The 15,306-nt window shown below is 39.8% G+C and carries 9 protein-coding genes, 15 tRNA genes and 1 rRNA gene; 24 read left to right on the top strand and 1 reads right to left on the bottom strand.

Going from position 1 to position 15,306, the window contains the following annotated elements; genetic code table 11:
• Nucleotides 1-86 precede the first annotated feature (86 nt).
• The 20 genes from rrf (at nucleotide 87) to LEGAS_RS08700 (ending at nucleotide 9,771) form a co-directional block, all read left to right on the top strand.
• Nucleotides 87-203 (top strand): 5S ribosomal RNA (gene rrf / locus LEGAS_RS08795).
• Nucleotides 204-277: 74 nt separating this feature from the next.
• Nucleotides 278-366, top strand: a tRNA-Ser gene (locus LEGAS_RS08790).
• A 3-nt stretch (nucleotides 367-369) separates the two neighbouring features.
• A tRNA-Val gene (locus LEGAS_RS08785) sits at nucleotides 370-442 on the top strand.
• A gap of 49 nt (nucleotides 443-491) precedes the next feature.
• A tRNA-Thr gene (locus LEGAS_RS08780) sits at nucleotides 492-564 on the top strand.
• Nucleotides 565-572: 8 nt separating this feature from the next.
• A tRNA-Gly gene (locus LEGAS_RS08775) sits at nucleotides 573-644 on the top strand.
• A gap of 5 nt (nucleotides 645-649) precedes the next feature.
• Nucleotides 650-733 (top strand) — tRNA-Leu (locus LEGAS_RS08770).
• A gap of 5 nt (nucleotides 734-738) precedes the next feature.
• A tRNA-Arg gene (locus LEGAS_RS08765) sits at nucleotides 739-812 on the top strand.
• A 65-nt stretch (nucleotides 813-877) separates the two neighbouring features.
• Nucleotides 878-951: transfer RNA gene (locus LEGAS_RS08760), tRNA-Pro, on the top strand.
• 25 nt (nucleotides 952-976) lie between these two features.
• Nucleotides 977-1,050 (top strand) — tRNA-Met (locus LEGAS_RS08755).
• A 13-nt stretch (nucleotides 1,051-1,063) separates the two neighbouring features.
• Nucleotides 1,064-1,137: transfer RNA gene (locus LEGAS_RS08750), tRNA-Ile, on the top strand.
• A 33-nt stretch (nucleotides 1,138-1,170) separates the two neighbouring features.
• Nucleotides 1,171-1,260, top strand: a tRNA-Ser gene (locus LEGAS_RS08745).
• 27 nt (nucleotides 1,261-1,287) lie between these two features.
• Nucleotides 1,288-1,361: transfer RNA gene (locus LEGAS_RS08740), tRNA-Met, on the top strand.
• Between the two features lie 2 nt (nucleotides 1,362-1,363).
• Nucleotides 1,364-1,437: transfer RNA gene (locus LEGAS_RS08735), tRNA-Asp, on the top strand.
• A 25-nt stretch (nucleotides 1,438-1,462) separates the two neighbouring features.
• Nucleotides 1,463-1,535 (top strand) — tRNA-Phe (locus LEGAS_RS08730).
• A gap of 35 nt (nucleotides 1,536-1,570) precedes the next feature.
• Nucleotides 1,571-1,641: transfer RNA gene (locus LEGAS_RS08725), tRNA-Gly, on the top strand.
• 30 nt (nucleotides 1,642-1,671) lie between these two features.
• A tRNA-Ile gene (locus LEGAS_RS08720) sits at nucleotides 1,672-1,745 on the top strand.
• Between the two features lie 335 nt (nucleotides 1,746-2,080).
• Nucleotides 2,081-3,391, top strand: a complete 1,311-nt coding sequence (serS, locus tag LEGAS_RS08715; RefSeq protein ID WP_010382544.1) for a serine--tRNA ligase — start codon at nucleotides 2,081-2,083, stop codon at nucleotides 3,389-3,391.
• Between the two features lie 127 nt (nucleotides 3,392-3,518).
• On the top strand, nucleotides 3,519-5,933 hold the full coding sequence (gene secA, locus LEGAS_RS08710; RefSeq protein ID WP_013231997.1) for a preprotein translocase subunit SecA: 2,415 nt from the start codon (nucleotides 3,519-3,521) through the stop codon (nucleotides 5,931-5,933).
• 112 nt (nucleotides 5,934-6,045) lie between these two features.
• Nucleotides 6,046-7,164 carry a peptide chain release factor 2 gene (gene prfB / locus LEGAS_RS08705; RefSeq protein ID WP_013231996.1) on the top strand — a complete coding sequence of 373 codons (1,119 nt, stop codon included), beginning with the start codon at nucleotides 6,046-6,048 and terminating at the stop codon, nucleotides 7,162-7,164.
• Between the two features lie 132 nt (nucleotides 7,165-7,296).
• On the top strand, nucleotides 7,297-9,771 hold the full coding sequence (locus LEGAS_RS08700) for an ATP-dependent Clp protease ATP-binding subunit (protein WP_013231995.1): 2,475 nt from the start codon (nucleotides 7,297-7,299) through the stop codon (nucleotides 9,769-9,771).
• A gap of 17 nt (nucleotides 9,772-9,788) precedes the next feature.
• Here the strand turns inward: LEGAS_RS08700 and LEGAS_RS09930 are convergent, their stop codons facing one another.
• Entirely contained in the window at nucleotides 9,789-10,460 is a 672-nt protein-coding gene (locus LEGAS_RS09930) for a prepilin peptidase (RefSeq protein WP_013231994.1), read from the bottom strand.
• 274 nt (nucleotides 10,461-10,734) lie between these two features.
• Between LEGAS_RS09930 and rpsL the strand changes: the two genes are divergently transcribed.
• The 4 genes from rpsL (at nucleotide 10,735) to LEGAS_RS08675 (ending at nucleotide 15,255) form a co-directional block, all read left to right on the top strand.
• Complete coding sequence (gene rpsL, locus LEGAS_RS08690) at nucleotides 10,735-11,148, top strand: 30S ribosomal protein S12 (protein WP_010383887.1); 414 nt, start codon at nucleotides 10,735-10,737, stop codon at nucleotides 11,146-11,148.
• Between the two features lie 15 nt (nucleotides 11,149-11,163).
• On the top strand, nucleotides 11,164-11,634 hold the full coding sequence (gene rpsG / locus LEGAS_RS08685; protein ID WP_010383886.1) for a 30S ribosomal protein S7: 471 nt from the start codon (nucleotides 11,164-11,166) through the stop codon (nucleotides 11,632-11,634).
• Nucleotides 11,635-11,838: 204 nt separating this feature from the next.
• On the top strand, nucleotides 11,839-13,950 hold the full coding sequence (gene fusA / locus LEGAS_RS08680) for an elongation factor G (protein ID WP_010383884.1): 2,112 nt from the start codon (nucleotides 11,839-11,841) through the stop codon (nucleotides 13,948-13,950).
• Between the two features lie 114 nt (nucleotides 13,951-14,064).
• The gene (locus LEGAS_RS08675; protein ID WP_013231993.1) at nucleotides 14,065-15,255 is read left to right on the top strand and encodes a CynX/NimT family MFS transporter; all 1,191 of its coding nucleotides are present in this window, start codon (nucleotides 14,065-14,067) and stop codon (nucleotides 15,253-15,255) included.
• The last annotated feature ends 51 nt before the right edge of the window (nucleotides 15,256-15,306 follow it).

The following is a 15,306-nucleotide window of genomic DNA, read 5'->3' as shown; positions in this document are numbered from 1 at the left end:
TCAAGAACGGAAGTTCAAGAGATATGAGTGGCAAAATTTAGAAGAAGAATTTGATACTATTTAGTTTTGAGTGTAAAACTCAAAGGTGTCGTATTGATAGCATAGAGGACACACCTGTTCCCATTCCGAACACAGAAGTTAAGCTCTATCACGCCGAAAGTAGTTGCCGGATCGCTGGCTGCGAGGATAGGAAGATGCGGTGCCGTACATAGAGAGTACTCTGAGAAGGGTACTTTTGGTTTATGAAGTAAGAAGATAGTGAGAGAGTGGAAGAATCGGAGAGGTGTCCGAGTCTGGCCGAAGGAGCATGGTTGGAAACTATGTAAGCAAGGAATTGTTTCGAGGGTTCGAATCCCTTCCTCTCCATAGGGACGCTTAGCTCAGCTGGGAGAGCACCTGCCTTACAAGCAGGGGGTCACAGGTTCGATCCCTGTAGCGTCCATTGGCGAAAGCCAAGGAAACAAAACCGTGGCACGTCGGGATAAAGCGCTGCCGACTTAGCTCAGTTGGTAGAGCACCGCTCTTGTAAAGCGGGGGTCGAAGGTTCGAGTCCTTTAGTCGGCATGATCCATGCGGAAGTAGTTCAGTGGTAGAACATCACCTTGCCATGGTGGGGGTCGCGGGTTCGAATCCCGTCTTCCGCTTATATGCCGACGTGGCGGAATAGGCAGACGCACAGGACTTAAAATCCTGCGATAGAGATATCGTACCGGTTCGATCCCGGTCGTCGGCATATATGCACCTATAGCGCAATTGGATAGAGCGTCTGACTACGAATCAGGAGGTTGCAGGTTCGACTCCTGCTAGGTGCATAGAGGTTGAAGTAATTCAAACTCTTTTTTTAAGTTTAAAGGGGCAGAGGCCGCAAAGAACTTATCGGGACGTAGCTCAGCTTGGTAGAGCACCTGGTTTGGGACCAGGGGGTCGCAGGTTCGAATCCTGTCGTCCCGATTGACAAGGAATTGTCAAAGAAGATCGCGGTGTAGCTCAGCTGGCTAGAGCGTCCGGTTCATACCCGGGAGGTCGAGGGTTCGATCCCCCCTGCCGCGATAGGATCGATATAGGACCTTTAGCTCAGTTGGTTAGAGCAGACGGCTCATAACCGTCCGGTCGTTGGTTCGAGTCCAACAAGGTCCATGTAGGGCTATACTGTATTGCAACACAGATGATGGAGAATTACCCAAGTCTGGCTGAAGGGAACGGTCTTGAAAACCGTCAGGTCGAGAAATCGGCGCGTGGGTTCGAATCCCACATTCTCCTTAGGTAGCGATACCTGAATACTATTATCGCGGGATGGAGCAGTCTGGTAGCTCGTCGGGCCCATAACCCGAAGGTCGCAGGTTCAAATCCTGCTCCCGCAATTGGTCGCATGGTCCAGTTGGTTAGGACGCCTGCCTGTCACGCAGGAGATCGCGGGTTCGAGCCCCGCTGTGACCGTTTAGTGTGGACGACATGCTAAGATGGCGCTGTAGCTCAGTTGGTAGAGCATACGATTGAAGCTCGTAGTGTCGGCGGTTCGACTCCGTCCAGCGCCATAGATGTGCCAGTAGGGGCATCAGGGAAAAGCGATGCGAATGTAGTTCAATGGTAGAATTCCAGCCTTCCAAGCTGGCTATGCGGGTTCGATTCCCGTCATTCGCTTTTATGCACAGCTGGGCATAAAAGAGATAAGGGCTATTAGCTCAGTTGGTTAGAGCGCTGTGTTGATAACGCAGAGGTCCCAGGTTCGAGTCCTGGATGGCCCATAGATAAGTGAGTGACTGGCAGCAGTCATTCACTTTTTTTGCTTGCTTTTTATGATTATTTTAGATACAATAAACCTATTAACTTACCATAAGTAGGCTATCTAAGAAAGTTGTTGGATAATGCGAAACAACGAGCTGAAATTCCAGTAAGTCACGATAGTGGGTAATGCCACTCGGTTATTCACCGTTATCAGATAATGAGTGTTATGCATTAATTTGCATAGAATCTGGGTGGTACCACGGAAGCGCGTTTTTCGTCCCTTGTCCTTTTTGGATGGGATGAAAAACGCGTTTTTTAATTTAACTATTTAGGCACATCAGCAGAGGAGAAGATTATGTTAGATATGAAGTATTTGCGAAAAAATGTGACAGAAGTAACACAAAAATTGCAAGACCGAGGTGTTTCACCAGATAATTTGATAGAATTATTAAATTTGGATCAAGAACGACGTGATACAATTCAAAAAGTTGAAAATCTTAAAGCAGACAGAAACACTGCATCTGATAAAATTGCATATGCTAAGCGTAATCAAGAAGATGCCAGTCAATCTATTTTGGCGATGCAAAGAGTTAGTCAAGAAATCAAAAAATTAGATGCACGGCAATTGGAATTAAATGACCAAGTTCAAAATTTAGCAGCGCACTTACCTAACTTGGCTGCCCCAGAAGTGCCGGTTGGCGTGGATGAGTCAACTAATATCGAACAACGTGTTTGGGAACCAACTGACTATCAAAAAAGGCCACATGCACGACTAGAAACGCCAAAATGGCTAAAAGCACATTATGAAATTGGTGAGGCGTTAGGCATTTTGGATTTTGAACGTGGCGCAAAGGTATCTGGCGCACGTTTTCTGTATTATGTTGGTGATGGGGCAAGATTAGAACGAGCAGTTTATAATTTCATGTTGGATGAACATCGTAAAGAGGGTTACACTGAAATGATCACCCCGATCGTAGTTAATGATGCTGCTATGTTTGGTACGGGACAATATCCAAAATTCCAAGATGATGCGTATCGCGTGTCTGGTTTGGCGCAAACATATATTCCAACGGCCGAAGTACCACTAACAAACTATTATTCAGGAGAAACATTACCTGCTGAGGATTTACCTATTAAGTTTACGGCATTGTCACCCTCATTTCGTAAAGAAGCTGGTGCTGCCGGTAAAGATACGCGTGGACTGATTCGTTTGCACCAATTTAATAAAGTCGAAATGGTTAAGTTTACTAAACCGGATCAATCTTATGCTGAATTGGAAAGTATGACAGCCAACGCTGAAAGTATTTTGCAAAAATTAGGGCTACCTTATCATGTTATTATGCTGTCAACAGGTGATATGGGATTTTCCGCTGCTAAAACGTACGATATTGAAGTTTGGATGCCACAGCAAACTTTATATCGTGAAATCTCTTCTGTATCAAATACAGAGGCTTTTCAAGCACGTAGAATGCATATTACTTATCGTGATGAAGACAATAAGTTACAGCTTGTACACACATTAAATGGCTCTGGTTTAGCGGTTGGTCGCACTGTTGCAGCAATTCTAGAAAATTATCAAAATGAAGATGGTTCGATAACAATTCCTGAAATTTTACGTTCGTACATGGGTGGTCAAGAAAAATTAGTTGCTACGCCACATCATTAATAATGAAAAACCTGTATTTATCAGGTTTTTTTGATATAATTGAAAGTAGACTATTGTGCGGAAAAACACACAAATTTAGATTTCAGAGGAGAAACACACGATAAATTAATGTTGTGTGCTAAAAACAATGGCAAACCCAATACGTAAATTAGTTGATAATTCAAAAAAACAATTAAAAAAATTAAATCATATTGCTGACCAAGTAGAAAGTTATGCTGACCAAATGGCAGCGATGTCGGATGACGAGTTACAAGCAAAGACACCACAATTTAAGCAAATTATTGCTGATGCATTGGTTGATGTTAAAGGTCAAGACAAACAAAATAAGGTATTGACTAAAACTTTAGATGAACTATTACCTGAAGCCTTTGCTGTGGCTCGCGAAGGTGCAAAAAGAGTTCTGGGTTTGTACCCATTTCATGTACAAATAATGGGGTCAGCTGCGTTACATGATGGTAACTTAGCTGAAATGCGTACGGGTGAAGGTAAAACTTTGACAGCTACAATGACTGTTTATTTAAATGCCTTATCAGGTCGTGGTGTTCATGTTGTCACTGTGAACGATTATTTATCGGCACGTGATGCTGAACAAATGGGTCAACTGTATAATTGGCTTGGTTTATCGGTGGGAGTTAACGTAGGGGATTCACCCGCAGATGAGAAACGTGCGGCTTATGATGCTGATATTACATATTCCACTAACTTTAATATTGGTTTTGATTACTTACGCGATAATATGGTACGTCGAGCGGATGAACGTGTTATGCAAAAAGGCTTGAACTTTGCTTTAATTGACGAAGCTGACTCGATTTTAATTGACACAGCCCGCACACCCTTGATTATTTCAGGGCCTGGTTCAGGCGTTTCTCAACTTTATGCGCGTGCTGATCGTTTTGTAAAGACACTTCAATCTGAAGAAGATTATAAAATCGATGAAGAAGCTAAAACAACGATGTTAACCAATGAAGGTATCCATAAAGGTGAAATTTTCTTTAATTTGGATAATTTATACGATGCCGGTGATACTGCTTTAACACACCATATTGATCAGGCATTACGAGCTAATTTGAATTATATTAACGATAAGGATTATGTCGTTCAAAATGGTGAGGTCAAATTAATTGACCAATCAACTGGCCGAATTTCAGAAGGAACACGTCTATCAGATGGCCTACACCAAGCAATTGAGGCCAAAGAAGGCGTGGATATTCAAGAAGAAAATAAGTCCATGGCGCAAATTACTTATCAAAATTTGTTCCGTATGTATAAAAAATTGTCAGGTATGACGGGAACCGCTAAAACAGAAGAAGAAGAATTACGTGAAATTTATAATATGGAAGTAGTTACTATTCCGACAAACCGTCCGATTAAACGTGTTGATTATGCTGACTTGTTATACCCATCAATTCGTGCGAAATATAATGCTGTTGTTAAAATGATACAGGAACTACATGCTAAGGGGCAACCGATTTTAATTGGTACCGGGTCTGTGGAATCATCAGAATTGTTATCTAAAATTTTGATGGCACAAAATGTGCCACACAATGTCTTAAATGCTAAAAACAATGCTAAAGAAGCTGAAATCATTGCAAATGCTGGACAACGAGGGGCTGTTACTGTTGCAACAAATATGGCGGGACGTGGAACAGATATTAAACTTGGCCCAGGTGTTGCTGATTTAGGCGGTTTGGTAGTTATTGCGACTGAGAGACATGAATCTCGTCGAATTGATAACCAGCTACGTGGCCGTGCAGGACGTCAAGGTGATGCAGGATTTTCACAGTTCTTTTTATCTCTTGAAGATGATTTAATGATTCGTTTTGGAGCCGATCGTATTCGTGTGCTCTGGGAACGAATGAATCTTGATGAAGAAGAAACGGTTATTAAAAATCGCTTGATTACACGCTCAGTAGAGTCAGCCCAAAAGCGTGTTGAAGGTAATAATTATGATACACGTAAAAATGTTTTGCAATATGATGACGTTGTACGTGAACAACGTGAGCTAATTTACCACCAGCGTGATGTCGTCATTGATGAAAAAGAATCTCTTGAATGGGTTTTGATGCCTATGGTTGAACGGACAATTAATCGTGTTGTCGATGCGCAGACGAAAAGCAAAAAAGCGACCGATTGGCATTTGGACCAAATTATTACTTTTGCAAATAATGCATTAATCCGTGAAGGTGATGTAACAATTGAACAGTTACAAGACCTGTCTCGTGACGATATTAAGCTACAATTATTGAACTTAACTAAGGTCAATTATAAAGCTAAACAAGGGCAGTTATATGACCCAGATCAAATGTTAGAGTTTGAAAAGGTTGTCGTTTTACGTGCAGTTGATCAACATTGGACGGATCATATTGATTCATTAGACCGATTGAGACAAGGCGTAGGTTTACGTGGTTATGGGCAATTGAACCCTCTTATAGAGTATCAAAATGAAGCATTTACAAACTTTAACAAAATGATTGTTGATGTTGAATATGACGCGACTCGTACGTTTATGAAGGCTGAAATCCGTCAAAATTTGAACGCGTAAGCAATATTTGATGTCAATAATTAGCAGGATATGTCGTACTGCTGTTAGTAAATTTAACATTAAATATATCAATGGATGTAAACGTTTATGTTTTTGAAGGGATACAATAATCATGGAAATTATCGACGCTAAACATGCTGAGGCAAATATTCAAGAAAATATCGCACGCTTTCGCGCAACATTAGATTTAGAGGCATTAACAGAAGAAATTGCTGATTTTGAAAATCGTATGACAGAATCTGGATTTTGGGATGATAACGTTAAAGCACAAAAAATAATTGAAGAAAACAATGTTTTGAAAAATCGACGTGATTCTTTTTTAAATTTAACAAGTCAAGCTGAAGAAATTGATTTGTTAATTGAAATGCTTTCTGAAGACGTTACTGATTCTGAAATGATGTCAGAACTTGAAGAAAGTATTGTCAAAGCACAGAAAGATATTGAAACATATAATTTAGAACAACTATTAACTGAGCCATATGACGCTAATAATGCTATTTTGGAAGTGCATCCTGGGTCAGGTGGTACCGAATCAACTGATTGGGGGGCTAACTTGTATCGTATGTATACGCGTTGGGCACAACAACATGGTTTCCAGGTGGATGTGTTAGACTACCATGCTGGTGATGAAGCAGGTATTGATAGTGCGACTATTAAAATTACGGGGCATAATGCCTTTGGCTTTTTACGTAGCGAAAAGGGTGTCCACCGTTTTGTACGTATTTCACCGTTTGATTCGGCTGGGCGACGTCACACGAGTTTTGTAAGTGTAGATGTTATGCCGGAATTGGATGACACGATTGATATAGAAATACGTGATGACGATGTTAAGATGGATGTTTTCCGTTCTGGTGGTGCTGGTGGGCAAAACGTTAACAAGGTGTCCACCGGTGTACGTCTAACACATGAACCAACAGGCATTGTAGTGTCCTCGACAGTCGAGCGTACGCAGTATGGTAACCGAGATTATGCTATGCGCCTGTTAAAAGGAAAGTTATATCAGCTTGAATTGGAAAAACAAGAAGCAGAAAGAGCTGCCTTGACAGGTGATAAATTAGAGAATGGTTGGGGATCTCAAATACGTTCGTATGTCCTGCATCCCTATCAAATGGTCAAAGATCATCGAACTGACTACGAAACTAACCAACCACAACAAGTGCTGGATGGTGATTTAGATCCTTTTATAAATGCCTATTTACAGTGGCAATTAAGTTTAAAAAACCCAAATTAACGTGAGTAAAGGTCGAAACAGTTAGTTTCGGCTTTTTGAATTTTCAAACAAATCAGTTCCTAATGCGCCTGTAATGCGCTATAATATAAGTCAACATTAGACATTAACTGCCTAAAAAACGGAGGGCAAAATATGGATACCAATTATACACCAAGTGCACAAAATGTATTAGTGTTAGCACAAGAACAATCTAAATATTTCAAACATCAAGCAGTGGGGACAGAACATTTATTGCTTGCGCTAGCTATTGAAAAAGAAGGTATTGCTAGTAAAATACTTGGTCAATTTAATGTAGCAGATGATGACATTCGTGAAGAAATTGAACACTTTACTGGATATGGCATGACAGCACGATATGACAAGAATAGTTATTTGCCATATTCACCAAAAGCGTCCGATATTCTTCGTCAGTCAGGTGAGGAATCACGTGCATTAGGCCAAACAAAAATTGGGACAGAACATATTTTGTTAGCACTTCTTCAAGATGAAAGTATTCTATCATCACGTATTTTACTGGCTTTAGATGCTAATTTACAAGAAATGAGACGTGCCATTTTGCGTAAGTTAGGTGTTACTGATGTACGTAAACAGATGAAACAACGAGATAAACAGCAACCTCAAGGAACACCAACATTAGACGGATTAGCGCGTGATTTAACACAGATGGCTAAAGAAGAAAAACTAGATCCAATTATTGGTCGCTCAAAAGAAGTTCGTCGGGTGATACAAATTTTATCACGGCGTACAAAAAACAATCCAGTTCTTATTGGTGAACCTGGTGTTGGCAAGACAGCTATTGCTGAAGGACTAGCACAACAAATTGTTAAAAATGACGTACCAGTCACTTTACAAAATAAACGTTTAATGGCTTTAGACATGGGTTCGCTAGTTGCAGGAACAAAGTACCGAGGAGAGTTTGAGGATCGTTTAAAGAAAATCATTGATGAAATTTATCAAGATGGTAACGTTATTTTATTTATTGATGAATTACATACACTTATTGGTGCTGGCGGTGCAGAGGGGGCCATTGATGCTTCTAATATTTTGAAACCAGCTTTGGCACGTGGAGAATTGCAGACTTTAGGGGCAACAACTTTTGATGAATATCAAAAATATGTTGAATCTGATGCCGCATTAGAAAGACGTTTTGCACCAGTAACGGTGAATGAACCTACGCAGGCAGATGCGATTGAAATATTGACAGGTATTCGTCCAAAATTTGAAGCGCATCATCAAGTACATATTGATGATGCTGCTATTGAAGCTGCCGTGAAATTGTCCTCTCGATATATTACAGATCGCTTTTTGCCAGATAAGGCAATTGATTTGATGGATGAAGCGGGCGCAAAAGTACGTATTGATGCTGTGGATAAACCAACACCAATGAGTCGAAACAAGGCACGTTTATCAGCAGTAACAACTGCTAAAGATGCGGCGATTGCAGCGTTGGATTTCGAAGAAGCTGCTAAACAACGTGCAGAAGAAATGAAACTAAAAACAAAAATTGATAAGATGACAGCAAAACTGTTGATTAATGAAAATACTGATCAACCGCACTATAGTTTACATGTTTCAGCAGAAGATATCAGTGAAGTAATATCACAACAAACAGGCGTACCATTAACACAGCTTGAAAAAAATGAACAACAACGTTTGGTAAACCTAGAAACTGTTTTGGGTAAACGTGTTATTGGACAAAAAACAGCTATCTCTGCTGTTGCCCGTGCAATTCGTCGTGCACGATCTGGACTAAAAGACCCCAGTCGTCCGATCGGTGCATTCATGTTCTTAGGGCCAACAGGTGTTGGGAAAACAGAACTAGCTAAGGCGTTAGCTGAAGCTATGTTTGGCAGTGAAGATAATATGATTCGAATTGATATGTCAGAGTATCAAGAAAGATGGTCTTCTTCGCGTTTAGTTGGTTCAGCACCAGGATATGTTGGTTATGATGAAGGTGGTCAATTAACTGAACAAGTGAGAAACCATCCGTATTCTGTTATTTTACTTGATGAGGCAGAAAAGGCACATCAAGATATATTTAATCTGATGTTACAAGTGTTTGATGACGGTTTCTTGACGGATGCTAAGGGGCGTAAGATTGATTTTAGAAATACAATCATTATTATGACGTCTAACCTTGGTGCAACGCGCCTACGTGATGAAAAATCAATGGGATTTGGCGCAGTTGATTTAAAAAATAATAATGAAGCTGTCGCCGAAAAAATTCGTGAGACTTTAAAAGAAACTTTCCGTCCAGAATTTATTAACCGTTTGGATGAGGCTGTTGTATTTAACTCACTAACAAAAGACGAATTACATCAGATTGTTAAATTAATGAGCCAATCAGTTCTGCAACGTGTCGCAGAACAGGGCATCTCCGTTAAAATAACGCCTGCAGCAATTGATGTTGTAGCTAGTGCTGGATTTGATCCTGAGTACGGGGCACGTCCAATAAGGCGTGCTTTGCAGACCAAGGTTGAAGATGCATTGAGCGAAGAATTGCTCCGTGGCAACATTACAACTGAAAGTGCTGTAACAATTGGTGCAAAAAATGGAGTCATTAAAATTAATATCAAACCAGTTGAAAAATTATCCGCAAAAGCTTAAAAATATGCGAATTAATTTCACAATGCAAGAGGTGTGACTATTTTTTCAATTAAAGTCATACTTAGCCAACCAAAATAAAGAAACGGTACAAACGGTAGACGATGAACATGGTGCTTGACAAGATAAAGCACCGCAGATATAGAAGCCACGAGCAATGTTAGTGGAAAAATTTGTGAGGAAGTCGTTAATGTGATCAATAGGAGTACCGGAATATCACCACTGCCCATAGCCTGACGATGGTATACCAAAAATAAGCTAATGATCATTACGACACAAGCTGTCAATATTTTTGGATCACCCCAAGATTGGATGAATAAGTAAATAATATAAGGTATTAAAATATCGGCGTGAATGCGCTTGGTATGCCAATCTTCTAAGGCGAGGAATAATAGTAAGTAGGCTGATATCCAAGCTAATGTGTCCGAAAATAAATAAGTACCGACTATCATACCCACTAATTCAAAGTATGCATAATGCATACCGTAAGTGTCATGGCAGTACCGGCAACGTGCGTGTGTTAGGAAAGCTGATAATATAGGTATTAAGTCGTACCAATACAGAATATGCCCACAATGCATGCAAAATGAGCGCTTAACAGAAATATGAATATGATTATTCACGCGATCAGCAAGACACATAACAGTTGATATGAGAACCGCATTTAAAATAATAATGAGTAATTTTTCCATGCTAAATAATACGCAGCATGCTGAAATTATGCACAAAAAATGTTAATTTAGATACAAAATAAATAAAGTGGGTTGTTATCTATTGACAATCACACTCAATCTGGTATTATATTGAACGTGCTTTTAAGTAATCTGTTCTGTGATATCATCACAACGTGCTGAATAGCGCTGTAAAGGCAATTGTCAGCAGATTTCTAGTGGGCATTTTTGTTTAAGTACAATTATGATACACCTGGAACTGTGTTATTAATAAAAATCTTAAGGAGATCGTAGAATGCCTACAATTAATCAATTAGTTCGCAAGCCTCGTAAGTCACAAGTGACTAAGTCAAAGTCACCGGCTTTGAACTTTGGCTACAATTCAATGAAAAAGAAAGCAACAAACAATGTTGCACCACAAAAGCGTGGTGTTGCTACGCGTGTTGGAACAATGACACCTAAGAAGCCTAACTCTGCTTTGCGTAAGTATGCCCGTGTGCGTCTTTCAAACTTGTATGAAGTTACTGCTTATATCCCAGGTATTGGACATAATTTACAAGAACACTCGGTTGTTTTGATCCGTGGTGGACGTGTTAAGGATTTGCCTGGTGTACGTTACCACGTTATTCGTGGTGCATTGGATACTGCGGGCGTTGATGGTCGTATGACTTCACGTTCAAAATATGGCACAAAGGCGCCAAAGAAGTAAGAAGGAGACTGACTAATGCCACGCAAAGGTTATACTAAGCGTCAGGAAGTTTTGCCTGACCCAATTTACAATTCAAAACTCGTTTCACGTTTGATCAACAAGTTGATGCTTGATGGTAAACGTGGTACAGCTTCAACTATTTTGTACGATGCTTTTGATCGTATCAAGGAATCTACTGGTAACGAACCATTGGAAGTTTTCGAACAAGCCATGGAAAATATTATGCCGGTATTAGAAGTTAAAGCTCGCCGTGTTGGTGGTTCTAACTATCAGGTGCCTATTGAAGTTCGTCCAGACCGTCGTTCAACATTGGGATTACGTTGGTTAGTAAACTATTCACGTTTACGTAATGAACATACTATGGATGAGCGTTTGGCTAAAGAAATTATGGATGCAGCTAATGACACTGGTGCATCTGTTAAAAAGCGTGAAGATACGCATAAGATGGCTGAAGCCAACCGCGCATTTGCTCACTATCGTTGGTAAAACGTACGACGCAATTTAGTGTTGCGTTGTGTATCATTAACAATATTTATGATTGTTAAGAATTTAATTATTCCCAAACACAATAAATAGCGTAAAATGAGAGTAGACGGTAATATGCTACCAGTGTTTACCGTCAAAAAGCGAACACAATTCTGTGTCGCTTTTTGTTGCATACAGAACAAAAAAACCAGGAGATAACTCACAATGGCAAAACGTGAATACCCACTAGAACGTACACGTAATATTGGTATCATGGCCCACATTGATGCGGGAAAGACAACAACTACGGAACGTATCTTATACTACACAGGTAAAATTCACAAAATTGGTGAAACACATGACGGTGCTTCACAAATGGATTTCATGGAACAAGAAAAGGAACGTGGAATCACAATTCAATCAGCTGCTACAACGGCTGTTTGGCATGGTTTCTTTGACCAATTCGAAAAAACACCCTATCGTGTGAACATCATTGATACACCAGGTCACGTGGACTTCACAATTGAAGTTGAACGTGCGCTGCGTGTTTTGGATGGTGCTGTAGCGGTTTTGGATGGTGCTGCTGGTGTTGAACCTCAAACAGAGACTGTTTGGCGTCAAGCAACAACATATGATGTACCACGTATCGTATTTGTCAACAAGATGGATAAGATGGGTGCTGATTTCCAAATGTCAGTGGATTCAATTCACGAACGTTTGCAAGTTAATGCTGAAGCTATCCAATGGCCAATTGGTGCAGAAGATGACTTTGAAGCTGTTATTGATTTAATTACACAAGAAGCTTATTATCCAGTTGATGAATTGGGTGAAAAGTGGGAAGCACGCGATATTCCAGCTGAATTGAAAGATTTGGCAGAAGAAAAGCGTAATACATTAATTGAAGCTGTTGCTGATGTTGATGATGACTTGATGGAAAAGTATCTTGAAGGCGAAGACATTTCAGTTGAAGAATTGAAAGCAGCTGTTCGTCGTGCTACTTTGGCATTACAATTCTACCCAGTGCTTGCCGGTTCAGCTTATAAAGATAAGGGTGTCCAAATGATGTTGGATGCTGTTGTTGATTATTTGCCAGGACCTTTGGATGTTAAAGCCTATATTGCGAATGATCCTAAAACCGGTGAAGAAATTGATTTGATTGCCGATGATAGTAAGTCTTTTGCTGCTTTAGCATTTAAGATCATGACTGATCCTTTCGTTGGCCGTTTGACATTTATGCGTGTTTATACAGGAACTTTGCAATCAGGTTCATATGTACAAAATACGTCTTCAGATACACGTGAACGTGTTGGCCGCTTATTGCAGATGCATGCGACTTCACGTACTGAAATTGAAGAAGTATTCTCCGGTGATATCGCTGCTGCTATCGGTTTGAAAAATACGACAACTGGTGATTCATTGACATCTGTTGATCATCAATTGATTCTTGAATCAATGGAGTTCCCAGAACCAGTTATTGAATTAGCAATTGAACCAAAAACAAAAGCTGATCAAGACAAGTTGTCTAATGCTATTCAAAAGTTAGCAGAAGAAGATCCATCATTCCGTGCAACAACAAATCCTGAAACTGGTGATACTTTAATTGCTGGTATGGGTGAATTGCAATTGGATATCATGGTTGATCGTATGCGTCGTGAATTCAACGTTGAAGCAACTGTTGGTGCACCTCAAGTTGCCTACCGTGAAGCATTTACAAAAACAGTGCAGGCGCGTGGTTACTTCAAGCGTCAATCTGGTGGTAAGGGTCAATATGGTGACGTTTATATTGAATTCTCACCAAACGAAGAGGGTGCAGGATTTGAATTCGATGACGCTATTGTTGGTGGTGTCGTGCCTCGTGAATATATTCCTTCAGTTGAAGCTGGTTTGAAAGACTCATTGAATGCTGGTCCTTTGGCTGGATTCCCATTAGTTGATTTGAAGGCGAAGTTGTATGATGGTTCATATCACGATGTCGATTCTTCTGAAGCAGCCTTTAAAATTGCGGCTTCATTAGCTTTGAGAGAAGCTGCTAAAACAGCCGGTGCTGTTATTTTGGAACCAATTATGGCTGTTGACATTGTTGCACCTGAAGATAATCTTGGCGATGTTATGGGACATGTTTCTGCACGTCGTGGTATGATTGAAGGTCAAGAGTCACGTGGACCTGTTTTGGCTGTTAAGGCCAAGGTACCTTTGTCAGAAATGTTTGGATATGCTACAACTTTGCGTTCAGCTACGCAAGGTCGTGGTACATTCCAAATGGTATTTGACCATTATGAAGCTGTGCCTAAGAATATTCAAGAAGAAATTATTAAAAACAGTGGTAAAGAAGATTAATGTTTCAAATAGTATAGAACTATCGTTGTTTTAGTATGATGATCGACGGTTCATTAAAAACGGTATCGCTCTTGAGAGTGATACCGTTTTATTTGAAGGAATATAGAGAATAGTATGAATAAAGAACATAGTAAATTTTTGATTCTGGGTATTATTGTGGTTGGCATGGTTTTACGTTTACCATTTACATCAATTCCACCAATTCTTGGTAGTATTGCTAAATCGCAGCATGTGTCAGTAGGTCAATTAGGGATGTTAACGACCATTCCATTGATAGCTTTTGCTATATTTTCGTCTCTTGCCCCGAAGACTGCTCAAAAATTTGGTTTAGAACGTGCTTTTGCATTGATGTTAGGGTTGATGATTATTGGTTCAATTGTTAGAGTGATTAATACACCATTTTTGTATTTTGGAACATTGTTAATTGGCATTGGTATTGCACATTTAAATGTTTTATTACCAAGTGTCATTCGCACATATTTTCCAACTAAAATTGGTCCGATGACATCACTATTTACATTCAGTATGATGCTATCAACAGCCTTGGGGGCTAGTATGGCAGCACCAATTACAGCGATGACTAATTGGCATATGTTTATCATTATACTGAGTATAGCATTATTTATTGCGTTAATAATTTGGTTACCAAATGAAAGATTTGCAGTAAAACATAAGCAAAATAAAGTTTCAACAAGTCATGTTATTCGGACGCAAGAAAAAATAAGTGTCTGGAAAAATAAATATGCTTGGCTGTTATTGTTCTTTTGTGGCATGCAATCAGCGATGTTTTACGTTTTAATGGCATGGGGACCTACTATGGCAGTGCAGACAGGTTTGTCACCTGCTGTTGCGGGTATTTTTTCCGGCTTAAATTCCCTGATAGGTTTACCATTTGCATTGATTATACCAACGATCATTGCGCGGTCGACACGCAAACAGCGACAAATTTTAATGAGCATTATTTCTTTGAGTGGTGTGTTTGGCTATTTGTTGTTATTGCATCCCGTAGGGACCTTTAGTTACTGGTTAATAGTCAATATATTAATTGGCGTTAGCACATCTGGCTTGTTCCCTTACTTATTAACTACATTTAGTTTGAAAACAAGTAGTCCAAGTCAAACAGCACAAATATCTGGCATGGTTCAAAGCGGTGGTTACTTAATTGCAGCACTAGGACCAGCATTATTCGGTTATGCTTTTTCTTGGTTTCACAGTTGGACACCACAAATATTTGTTATTTTGGTGTTATTTATACTAATGATTATTGCCATGGTTATAGTTGAGAAAAAAGATAAAATATTGTAGCAAGAAAAGCATGCAACCAGTGAAGTTGTGTGCTTTTCTTGTTACAATAGA

It is taken from the genome of Leuconostoc gasicomitatum LMG 18811 (assembly GCF_000196855.1).
Taxonomy (GTDB): domain Bacteria; phylum Bacillota; class Bacilli; order Lactobacillales; family Lactobacillaceae; genus Leuconostoc; species Leuconostoc gasicomitatum.
This window is presented reverse-complemented; position numbering and strand designations above follow the sequence as displayed.

Bases quoted from the DNA above. Each gene is read 5' to 3' on its own strand.
- serS (WP_010382544.1), top strand. From the start codon at position 2,081: ATGTTAGATATGAAGTATTTGCGAAAAAATGTGACAGAAGTAACACAA.
- secA (WP_013231997.1), top strand. From the start codon at position 3,519: ATGGCAAACCCAATACGTAAATTAGTTGATAATTCAAAAAAACAATTA.
- prfB (WP_013231996.1), top strand. From the start codon at position 6,046: ATGGAAATTATCGACGCTAAACATGCTGAGGCAAATATTCAAGAAAAT.
- LEGAS_RS08700 (WP_013231995.1), top strand. From the start codon at position 7,297: ATGGATACCAATTATACACCAAGTGCACAAAATGTATTAGTGTTAGCA.
- LEGAS_RS09930 (WP_013231994.1), bottom strand. From the start codon at position 10,460: ATGGAAAAATTACTCATTATTATTTTAAATGCGGTTCTCATATCAACT.
- rpsL (WP_010383887.1), top strand. From the start codon at position 10,735: ATGCCTACAATTAATCAATTAGTTCGCAAGCCTCGTAAGTCACAAGTG.
- rpsG (WP_010383886.1), top strand. From the start codon at position 11,164: ATGCCACGCAAAGGTTATACTAAGCGTCAGGAAGTTTTGCCTGACCCA.
- fusA (WP_010383884.1), top strand. From the start codon at position 11,839: ATGGCAAAACGTGAATACCCACTAGAACGTACACGTAATATTGGTATC.
- LEGAS_RS08675 (WP_013231993.1), top strand. From the start codon at position 14,065: ATGAATAAAGAACATAGTAAATTTTTGATTCTGGGTATTATTGTGGTT.